General features: G+C 38.7%; 8 protein-coding genes. All 8 read left to right on the top strand.

The window, feature by feature from the left end:
- The first annotated feature begins 56 nt into the window (after positions 1–56).
- The 8 genes from ACMX9J_RS12365 (at position 57) to ftsA (ending at position 11275) form a co-directional block, all read left to right on the top strand.
- A complete protein-coding gene (locus tag ACMX9J_RS12365; RefSeq protein WP_176343450.1) occupies positions 57–1973 on the top strand; it encodes a stage V sporulation protein D in 1917 nt (638 codons plus the stop codon).
- A gap of 211 nt (positions 1974–2184) precedes the next feature.
- Positions 2185–3648 (top strand): UDP-N-acetylmuramoyl-L-alanyl-D-glutamate--2,6-diaminopimelate ligase, encoded by a 1464-nt coding sequence (locus tag ACMX9J_RS12360; protein WP_028411475.1) that lies wholly within the window; start codon positions 2185–2187, stop codon positions 3646–3648.
- A gap of 61 nt (positions 3649–3709) precedes the next feature.
- On the top strand, positions 3710–4684 hold the full coding sequence (mraY, locus tag ACMX9J_RS12355; protein WP_013058961.1) for a phospho-N-acetylmuramoyl-pentapeptide-transferase: 975 nt from the start codon (positions 3710–3712) through the stop codon (positions 4682–4684).
- A complete protein-coding gene (murD, locus tag ACMX9J_RS12350; RefSeq protein ID WP_416225824.1) occupies positions 4685–6034 on the top strand; it encodes a UDP-N-acetylmuramoyl-L-alanine--D-glutamate ligase in 1350 nt (449 codons plus the stop codon). It abuts the gene before it with no gap.
- A 61-nt stretch (positions 6035–6095) separates the two neighbouring features.
- Positions 6096–7196 carry a stage V sporulation protein E gene (gene spoVE, locus ACMX9J_RS12345; protein ID WP_013058959.1) on the top strand — a complete coding sequence of 367 codons (1101 nt, stop codon included), beginning with the start codon at positions 6096–6098 and terminating at the stop codon, positions 7194–7196.
- Positions 7197–7736: 540 nt separating this feature from the next.
- Positions 7737–8642: a UDP-N-acetylmuramate dehydrogenase gene (gene murB, locus ACMX9J_RS12340; RefSeq protein ID WP_115654857.1), complete on the top strand. Its 906-nt coding sequence runs from the start codon at positions 7737–7739 to the stop codon at positions 8640–8642.
- Between the two features lie 153 nt (positions 8643–8795).
- Positions 8796–9554, top strand: a complete 759-nt coding sequence (locus ACMX9J_RS12335) for a cell division protein FtsQ/DivIB (RefSeq protein WP_016765445.1) — start codon at positions 8796–8798, stop codon at positions 9552–9554.
- A gap of 425 nt (positions 9555–9979) precedes the next feature.
- Positions 9980–11275, top strand: a complete 1296-nt coding sequence (ftsA, locus tag ACMX9J_RS12330; protein WP_013058956.1) for a cell division protein FtsA — start codon at positions 9980–9982, stop codon at positions 11273–11275.
- Positions 11276–11313: the final 38 nt, after the last annotated feature.

Raw genomic sequence — 11313 nt, 5'->3', positions numbered from 1 at the left:
GTGAATCCTGTACAAGCATATATTGGAACGAGCCGATTCAGAGGAGGTTCTAATATATGCGGGTATCAGGAGTCACAGTTCGTAAAAGGCTAGCCATTGTTTTGTTTGTCGGTTTTATTGTGTTTTTGATTATTGATACAAGGCTTGGATATGTACAGTTGCTGACTGGGGATACGCTAACTGAAAAAGCCAAAGACTTATGGAGTCGGAATATTCCTTTTGAACCTGAAAGAGGAAAGATACTAGATCGCAATGATGTGGCACTTGCTACAAATAAAAGTGCACCGACCGTTTTAGTTATGCCAAGACAAGTTGAAAATCCAGCTGTTACGGCTGAAAAGTTAGCAAAAGTGCTGGGAGCATCAAAAGAAAAAATATATGAACAAATAACAAAAGCTTCTTCTAGCGTATATTTGCGTCCTGAAGGAAGAAAAATTTCACATGCGAAAGCAAATGAAGTGCGAAATTTAAATTTAAAAGGTGTATATATAGCTGAGGATTCGAAGCGGTACTATCCGTTTGGAAGTTATTTGTCGCATGTATTAGGCTTTGCGGGAGTAGATAATCAAGGGTTAACGGGCCTTGAATTATATTATGATAAAGAGCTAAAAGGACAAAAAGGTTCAGTTAAATTGTATTCTGATGCTAAAGGTAAAAAGATGCCCAATATAGCCGATGACTACACAGCGCCTGTGGACGGGCTCGATTTGAGATTGACCATTGATTCACGTGTGCAAACAATCATGGAGCGTGAGTTGGATAATGCTCAGACAGCTTATAATCCAGATGGTATGATTGCCATTGCCATGAATCCTAAAAACGGTGAAATTTTAGGTATGTCAAGTCGTCCGGGCTTTGATCCGACGGATTTTAAAAATGTGAAGCCTGAGGTGTATAATCGCAATCTTCCAATCTGGAGCGTATATGAGCCCGGATCAACGTTTAAGATTATTACACTGGCAGCTGCTCTTGAAGAAAAGAAAGTGGATTTACTAAAAGATCAATTCTACGATGATGGAGCCGCGGAAGTTGGAGGAGCGAGACTTCGCTGCTGGAAAAAAGGCGGACACGGACAGCAGTCTTTTTTAGAAGTTGTACAGAACTCATGTAACCCTGGTTTTGTGGAGCTTGGGGAACGTTTAGGAAAAGAGAAATTGTTCAAATACATTAAAGAATTTGGCTTTGGTCAAAAAACAGGTATTGATTTACAAGGGGAAGCAAAAGGAATTTTGTTCCCGCTTGAGCGCGTGGGTCCGGTTGAACAAGCTACAACAGCTTTTGGGCAAGGGGTTGCTGTTACTCCTATTCAACAAGTAGCTGCTGTTTCAGCAGCCGTAAACGGTGGAACGCTTTATGAACCTTATATTGCAAAAGAGTGGGTGGATCCAACTACCGGAAAAGTTGTAAGCAGTCATAAACCGGTTGCTAAGCGAAAAGTTATTTCCGAGGAAACGTCTAAGCAAGTGCGTTTTGCTCTTGAAAGTGTAGTCGCGCAAGGAAGCGGAAAAGGAGCTTTTGTGGAAGGGTACCGCGTTGGAGGAAAGACGGGTACGGCGCAGAAAGCTCAAAATGGAAAGTATTTAAAAAATAATCACATCGTTTCTTTTATCGGTGTTGCACCAGCAGATAACCCTGAAATTGTCGTGTATGTTGCGGTTGATAATCCAAAGGGCACCATTCAGTTTGGTGGAGTGGTAGCAGCTCCGATTGTAGGTAAAATGATTGAAGACAGTTTGCGTGTGATGGACGTTAAACCGCGTAAAGGACAAATTGAAAAAGAGTTAACGTGGCTGGACACACCAATGATAAAAGTACCAAATGTCGTAGGAATGTCAAAAAAAGAGTTACAAGAACAGCTACTTAATTTAAAATTAGATGTGAGTGGCGAAGGAGATAAAGTGGTCAAGCAGTCTCCTGCAGCCGGAACGAAAGTTAAAGAAGGCGAAACGGTTAGAATTTATATGGGAAAATAAAAATCTCTATAAACTATTATTCTTCCTTGCATGATAATCAGCAGGTTACGCTGCGTGTGAACATGAAATCAACAAATAAGCCTTGGGGGTGTTCCCTCCGGGCTTCTTTTTCTGTAAAATGTAATAGGTTAGGTGCTAGAAAAAGAAGAATAGTTGCCATAGCGTCTTATAACAAACGTTTCACTTTACAAATAGAGAGGACATGGTAGGAATGGATTTACGAGAACTACTAACACATTTACATGATTTTGTTCAGCTTCCTGAACAGAATATTGATATTACGTCAATTGAAATGGATTCAAGAGAAGTTAAGCCCGGAGCATTGTTCATTTGTATAGACGGCTATACGGTTGATGGTCATAGCTTTGCACAGATGGCTGTGGAAAAAGGGGCAGTAGCAATCTTAGCAGAAAAGCCTGTGGATGTAGAAGTGCCCGTTGTACGCGTGAAGAGTACAAAGCGAGCAATGGCAGTGCTGGCGGATGCTTTCTACAATCAGCCCACACAAAAAATGCATTTAATTGGTGTAACAGGCACAAATGGAAAAACAACGATTACACATTTAATTGAGCATATCTTTAAATCACAGCATAAAAAGACGGGTCTAATTGGAACGATTGAAATTCGTATTGGTGATACGTCTTATGATGTGAAAAACACAACGCCTGAATCGCTGACTCTTCAAAAAACATTTAATCAAATGGTGGAAGAGAATGTAGAAGTAGCGATGATGGAAGTATCATCTCACGCGCTTGACTTAGGACGCGTACACGGGTGCGACTTTGACGTGGCGGTATTTAGTAACTTAACGCAAGATCACCTCGACTATCATCATACAATGGAAGATTATCGTCGTGCGAAAGGGTTGCTATTTGCACAGTTAGGAAATGCTTATAACCATACTCGTCCTAAATTTGCTGTTCTTAATGTCGATGATGCGGCAACCGAGGAATATATTAAAAACACGGCTGCTACAGTGATTACGTACGGTATTGACCGTGAAAGTGATATTCGTGCAACGAATATTCAAATTACAAACAGCGGCACAACGTTCGATTTGACAACACCGACAGAAACGGTTTCTGTAGAAATGAAGCTTATTGGGAAATTTAGCGTCTACAACGTATTAGCGGCTACGGCTGCATGTTTAGTATCTGGTCTCCCTCTGTCAGTTATTGTCGAGGAAATAAAAGTGTTAGAAGGTGTGTCTGGGCGTTTTGAAGTGGTTGATGCGCAGCAAGATTTTACGGTTATCGTGGATTATGCCCACACGCCGGACAGCTTAGAGAACGTGTTAAAAACTGTAAAAGAATTCGCAAAACGCAATATATATGTTATTGTTGGTTGTGGCGGAGATCGAGATCGTACAAAACGACCAATCATGGCTCGGATTGCAGCTGAATACAGTACACAAGCTATTTTGACATCTGATAATCCACGAAGTGAAGATCCATTGGCTATTTTAAAAGATATGGAAGAAGGTTTGGATACAGATAACTATGTGACGATTGCTGATCGTGCAGAAGCTATTCGCTATGCAGTGGAAACAGCGCATGCAGATGATGTTATTGTCATTGCTGGAAAAGGGCACGAGACCTATCAAATTATTGGTAAAAAAGTATTCGATTTTGACGATCGAGAAGTAGCACGCAAAATGATTGAGGAGCGAAAGTAGTAATGAAATGGGTAGAGAACAAAATGAGTCGGAATGAGTTAGAAGTTAAGGAGGGGACATCGTGCTAGAACAATCAATTTTATTGACAATCGGCGTAGCCTTTTTGATTACGGTTGTATTGTCGCCGATTTTTATTCCCTTCTTAAGAAGATTAAAGTTTGGTCAAAGTATTCGTGATGAAGGCCCGAAATCTCACCAAAAAAAATCAGGTACACCTACAATGGGCGGTATCATGATTTTATTATCTATTATTGTGGCAACTCTTATTATGGTCAATCAATATGCAGAACTTACATATAAGACGTTTCTATTATTATTTGTCACAATCGGATTTGGTTTATTAGGATTTTTAGATGATTTTATAAAAGTAGTGTTAAAGCGTAACCTTGGATTAACATCTAAACAAAAGTTTTTAGGTCAGGTTGTCATTTCAATTATTTTTTACTTTATTGCAAGACAGTTTGAGTTTTCAACTGAAGTGACGATTCCAGGAATTAAAGACCCAATCGATTTAGGTTGGTTTTATGTTGTTTTCCTCATCATCTGGCTTGTTGGTTTTTCAAACGCGGTCAACTTAACGGATGGATTAGACGGACTTGTATCTGGTACAAGTGCGATTGCTTTTGGTGCATTTGCAGTTCTCGCCTGGAATGCAGAGCAGTTTGAACTATCTATTTTCTCAGTTGCTGTCGTAGGAGCTGTGTTAGGATTTTTAGTTTTTAATGCCCATCCTGCAAAAGTATTTATGGGAGATACGGGTTCTTTAGCGCTAGGAGGAGCTATCGCTACGGTGGCTGTCTTAATGAAAATGGAATTCTTGCTTGTTATTATCGGTGGTGTGTTTGTTATTGAAACACTATCTGTTATTATTCAAGTCGCATCTTTCAAAACAACAGGAAAACGTGTGTTTAAAATGAGCCCGCTTCATCACCATTACGAGCTAAGCGGCTGGTCGGAATGGCGCGTAGTTATGACTTTTTGGGCTGTAGGACTATTATTTGCAATGCTTGGAATTTATATCGAGGTGTGGATTTAAATGAAATCAGTCAATACGTATCAAGGTAAACAAGTACTTATTTTAGGATTAGCCAAGAGCGGTTTAGCAGCCGCTCAGTTAGTTAAACAGCTTGGTGCTAAAGTAGTCGTTAATGATCAAAAACCGTACGAAGAGAACGTAGCAGCACAGGAATTAGAAAAAACGGGCATTGAAGTTGTCTGTGGACATCATCCGCTTGAGCTTTTAGACAAAGCGGATGTTATTGTAAAAAACCCTGGGATTCCGTATTCAAATGTTCTATTGCAAGAAGCATTAAAGCGACATATTCCGATTTTAACAGAGGTAGAATTGGCTTATGAAATTAGCGAAGCTCCTTTTATCGGAATTACGGGAAGCAATGGGAAGACAACAACAACAACGCTCATTTATAAAATGTTAGAAGAAGATCAAAAGCAGCCGTTGATTGCTGGAAATATTGGAACAGTAGCTTGTGAAGTGGCGCAAAAAGCAACAAAGGACAATGTAATTGTAACGGAGCTTTCTTCTTTTCAGCTGATGGGAATTGAAAAATTCCGTCCGAAAATCTCTTTATTATTGAATTTGTTTGATGCTCACTTAGACTATCATGGTACAAAAGAGGAATATATCAAAGCGAAAGCAAATCTCTTTAACAATCAAACAAGTGAAGACTTTGCCGTTATTAATGCGGATGATGAGCTAGTGATGAAAGCTAGTGCAAATGTTAAAGCGACAAAAGTACCTTTTTCTGTTACAGCTCAAACGACAGAAGGAGCGTATATTAAAAACAAAACGATTTTCTTTAAAGATGAAGAAGTGATGTCCTTAAAAGATGTGGTGCTGCCAGGCAGACATAATCAAGAAAACATTTTAGCAGCTGTATCCGTTGTGAAGCTGTACGGCTGTTCAAATGAAGCTATCTACCGCGTGCTCACAACGTTTGCTGGTGTTAAACATCGCGTTCAATATGTCACGACAATCAACAAACGTAAGTTTTATAATGACTCTAAAGCTACGAATATGCTTGCTACAAAAGTAGCTCTTTCCGCTTTTTCGCAGCCGACGATTCTACTTGCAGGTGGACTCGATCGCGGCAATGAGTTTGATGATTTAAAAGAAGAGTTTAAAAATGTGAAAGCTGTTATTACGTTTGGTGAAACGGCTCCTAAAATTGAACGCGTAGCAAAAGAAGCGGGAATACAAATTGTAAAACGTGTCGATAATGTTAAACAAGCAGTTTCAGAAGCATATGCTTGTTCAGATGAAGAAGATGTTATTTTATTATCTCCTGCTTGTGCAAGCTGGGATCAATTTAAAACTTTTGAAGAACGTGGTGACATCTTTATTGAATCTGTGCATAAACTGAAATAAGGGCTTGTCTAAACACCTAGAAAATACACTAGCCCTAATCTATTTTTAGAGGTGTGTGACAGTGTCGACAAAAAGGTCTACCCCAGATTTTTTTCTCATAATCGTTACGCTTTCCTTGCTAACCATCGGCCTTATCATGGTATACAGCGCAAGTGCGGTATGGGCTACATACAAGTTTAATGATTCTTTTTTCTTTGCTAAACGCCAGCTCTTATTTGCAGGGCTTGGAGTATGCGCGATGTTTGTCATCATGAATATTGATTATTGGATGTGGCGTACGTGGGCAAAGCCAATTGTAATCATTTGCTTTGTTATGCTGGTACTTGTATTGATTCCGGGAGTAGGGCTAGTACGGAATGGGTCGCAAAGTTGGATAGGAGTTGGAGCGTTTTCGATTCAGCCTTCAGAATTTATGAAGTTTGCTATGATTATATTTTTAGCGAAATATTTATCAGAAAACCAGAAGAAAATTACATCCTTTAGAAAAGGAATGTTACCGGCATTATTACTGGTTTTCTTACCGTTTGGCATTATTATGATGCAGCCGGATTTAGGAACCGGAACGGTGCTTGTTGGAACTTGTTTAGTTATGATTTTTGTTTCAGGAGCCAAAGTCAGTCACTTTGCAGGGCTTGGATTACTTGGCGTTGCCGGTTTTGTAGGGCTTGTTTTATCGGCTCCTTATCGGATTAAACGCATCACCTCGTTTTTAAATCCTTGGGAAGATCCGCTTGGAAGCGGGTTTCAAATCATTCAATCTCTTTATGCAATTGGGCCGGGGGGATTGCTTGGATTAGGGTTAGGGCAAAGTAGACAAAAGTTCTTTTATCTGCCGGAACCTCAAACTGATTTTATTTTTGCTATTCTGGCAGAAGAGCTTGGTTTCATCGGAGGAACACTTGTTCTGCTTTTGTTTAGCTTATTGCTTTGGAGAGGAATTAAAGTAGCGCTCGGAGCACCTGATCTTTACGGAACGTTTTTAGCCTTGGGAATTATTTCAATGGTTGCGATTCAAGTCATGATTAATATAGGCGTGGTAACAGGTCTTATGCCTGTTACGGGAATTACGCTTCCATTTTTAAGTTATGGCGGATCATCGCTGACGCTCATGTTGGCAGCAGTTGGAGTTTTGTTAAATGTTAGTAGATATTCTCGCTATTAATTGAAAAAAATTGTATAATGTCAAGTAGGCAATGGTCTACTGAAGTAAACCGTCATCTTAAATCCAAGTGCACGCCGGATTTTGTTGGCGGTTTATTTTCGATTTTTTACAGGTAGATGATATTTTTGTATGAAATGTTTTTAAAATGTAATGTTGTGATAACCAATTTTGGGTCCAACTATGGTATGATGTGTAAGGTTAAATGTTTTATCTTAGTGAGTAAGTGAACGTATGTGCACTTATGAGCGTAGCGTTTTTTTATGACTGTCAGCATGTGTTTAACTTCTAAATGAAAAACGATAAAAAAACAATCAAAATTACTTTATATAGCAGATGAACGTACATTCTATGGGTGAATGTCATACGATAAATAAAAATGATGAAATTGACAACAGAATAGAGTGCCTTCGTAGAAAAAAAGTATCTTACAAGGTGCTGCTGCTTAGTTATGAATCTGTTCTTATTATTCTTATGCATTAGAAGTAAGGGCGCATTGACATGAAAGTTTTATAACAGCAAAGAGGGTTTTAGGAGGTTCTTATGGAAGCGTTAGTAAAAGAGTTAGTCGAAGCGAATATTGGAAAGGTTCGTGAAAATGAACCGCTAGCAAAACATACAACAATGAAAATTGGTGGTCCAGCAGATGTGCTTGTAGAACCTGATTCTGTTGATCACTTAAAAGTTACAATGGATATTATTAAAAAACATGGCGTGAAATGGAGAGCGATTGGTCGAGGATCTAATCTTCTTGTCTCTGATAAGGGAATTGAAGGCGTGGTCATTAAGCTCGGAGCCGGATTAGATGATTTAACAGTAGATGGAGAGACGGTTACTGTAGGTGGGGGATACCCTAGCATCAAGCTTGCAACAGTTATTACAAAACAAGGTCTGTCTGGACTGGAGTTTTCAAGTGGAATTCCTGGATCTGTGGGAGGCGCTGTTTATATGAATGCAGGTGCCCATGGTTCTGATATGTCTCATGTAGTCGAGAAAGCGCTGATTTTATTTGAAGATGGCACTCTTGAGTGGCTGACAAATGAAGAGCTTGAATTCTCGTATCGTCATTCCATTCTACAAAAAGACCGTCCTGGAGTATGTGTAGAAGCCGTGCTGCGTTTGAAAAAGGGAACGAAAGATGATATTGTGGCGGTCATGCAGAAAAATAAAGACTATCGCCGCGAAACACAGCCTTGGAATTTCCCTTGTGCGGGAAGTATTTTTAGAAATCCGCTTCCAAATTATGCAGGAGACTTAATCGAAAAGTCCAACTTAAAAGGTTTCTCAGTAGGCGGTGCGCAAATTAGTGAGCAGCATGCGAACTTCATTGTCAATACAGGAGATGCAACGGCTTCAGACGTGCTGAATTTAATTGCTCATGTTAAGAAAACAATTAAAGAGAAATTCGATATTGATATTCATACAGAAGTTGAGATTATCGGCCGCTAATTACTCAGCCCGTCGCTGTATGGTTATGCGTGAAAAGGTAGCTTTTATGTGTTTATTCTATGCTATAATGGGGATATTCTCATGAAGCAAAGATTGGAAATAAATAGATGGTAATTCTTCGTTTATTTTCTCAAATGGATAAGGGTGAAAAAAATGGAAAAAGGTAAGTTAATTGTTTTAGAAGATCGGGTACCGAAGCTCCAAGAACAGCGAAAGCAAAAAGCAAATAGACGGCTTATTTTGTATTTATCACTCTTTTTCATCCTTATTTTATTTATTGTATATTCTCAATCTTCTCTGAGTAATGTTTCTAACATTGAAGTACAAGGGAATAAACATGTAAGTGATAAGGATATTGTCAAAGCGAGTGGTCTGTCCAAAAAAACCAGCTACTGGAAAGCTGATGCTGATCAAATTCAAGAAAAAGTCGAAAAAAACCCTGAGGTAAAGGAAGCTGTCATTCACAAAACATTTCCTAATAAGGTCGTAATCGACGTAAAAGAGTACGCAAGAATTGCATATGTAACCTCGGGGAATAAATATTTCCCTGTGAATGAAAATGGAAAAGTTTTAAAAGAAGTAAGTGCTAAGAAAGTGTCATCCGACGCTCCGTTGCTAATTGACTGGAAAGACGGAGACGCTATACAAAGCATGGTTCAAGAATTAGCTAAAACGCCTAAGAGCATAAAAGGGGCTATTTCTGAGATTTACTATGCGCCGACAAAATCAGAACCTCTTCACATCGAGGTGTTTATGAATGATACGCGTGAAGTAAGCGGGAAAATTAGCAACTTCTCTGATAAAATAGTTCATTACCCAGCTATTGCAAGTAAATTGAGTGATGATCAAAAAGGTATTATTGATTTAGAAGAAGGATATGCATTTAAACCTTATAAAAAGAGCAAGCAGTAATTATTTTTTATAAGTGTTAATTAAAGGAAATAGATGAGTTGAGACTGGCAAACTAGCCCTTGTACATTGTATAATCACATGCAAGTATTCTGCATACATATGATTTTCTTCTCCGGTGCTGTGAAATGGAAATGTAATATTTGTTCTAGGTAAGTTTCGCTTTTCTCAGTGTACATCTTAGTGTAGACTTGTAGTTAAATAGCTTTTTTCAGTGAATTTTAGGCTTAAATCTAAAAAAAAGTCAAAACCAGAACGTTTTGTTCTTTGAAAGAGATAAAGTCTGTGAAAAACTTGAAAAAAATTGATTTTACAAAAGGGAAACAGATGTATTTGTTGAATATTTTCATATAATAAAAAATTAATATTGTTGTTCTTCTTAATTTATTAAGATGACATGTGCAGAAAGAAAAAGGAGGTGCCAAAGAATGAACAGCAATGAAATATACGTTAGTTTAGACATCGGTACATCCAGTGTGAAAGTAATCATCGGAGAGATGAGTAACGATTCATTGAATATCATTGGTGTAGGGAATGTTAAATCACACGGACTAAAAAAAGGTTCTATCGTTGATATAGATGCAACAGTTCAATCTATTAGAAAAGCAGTAGAACAAGCTGAACGAATGGTAGGCATTACAATTAAAAAGGTTGTAGTGGGCATAAGCGGAAATCATGTATTTTTACAGGATTGTCACGGAGTAGTAGCCGTGTCAAGCGAAAATCGTGAAATTACAAACGAAGATATTCATCGAGTAATTGATGCTGCTCAAGTCATGTCTATCCCGCCAGATCGTGAAATCATTGATGTTATTCCAAAGCAATTTATTGTAGATGGCTTAGAAGGTATTAACGATCCTAGAGGTATGATTGGGGTACGTTTAGAAATGGAAGGCACAATCATAACGGGATCTAGAACGGTTTTACATAACTTATTACGCTGTGTAGAAAGAGCTGGTTTAGAAATCAGTGATATTTGTTTACAGCCTCTAGCCGCTGGTTCAATTGCATTATCTCGTGATGAAAAAAACTTAGGTGTCGCACTGGTAGATATCGGTGGGGGTTCAACAACGGTTGCGATCTTTGACCAAGGACATTTGAAAGTAACAAATGTACTAGCTGTTGGCGGAGAGCACATTACCAAAGATTTATCGATTGGCCTTCGCACATCGACTGAAGATGCGGAAAATATTAAGATAAAGCATGGACATGCTTTCTACGATCATGCTTCTGAAGAAGAAGTATTTAGTGTACCGATCATTGGAAGCGATCAGCATCAGCAGTTTAATCAGCTCGAAATCTCTGATATTATTGAAGCTAGATTAGAAGAGATTTTAGATATGATTACGCAGGAGGTAAATCGCCTAGGATACAAAGATATTCCAGGAGGATTTGTTTTAACAGGCGGAGTAGTAGCGATGCCTGGTATTCTTGAGCTAGCTCAAGTAATTTTAAAGAATAACGTGCGCATAGCAGTGCCTGATTATATTGGAGTACGTGAGCCGCATTATACAACAGGCGTAGGATTAATAAAATTTGCATACAAAAATGCTAAAATACAAGGCCGGGAAATTGGAGCGCCAGTTGTGGAAGAAGAGCCGATTGAGCAAGAAATGATCAAACCTAGCCCGAAACCACAGCAGCCGCAACAATCAGCTGAGCAGCCGAAAAAGAAAAATGACCAAAATTTAATGAAGAAGTTTTTTGGATACTTCTTTGATTAACGTTACGGATTGGTAATTTCGAAGAATTAGGAGGAACT

The organism is Priestia sp. RMT2NF4 (assembly GCF_047872835.1).
GTDB lineage: Bacteria > Bacillota > Bacilli > Bacillales > Bacillaceae_H > Priestia > Priestia zanthoxyli.
The sequence above is the reverse complement of the archived record's forward strand: the minus strand, read 5'-3'. Positions and strand labels throughout refer to the sequence as shown.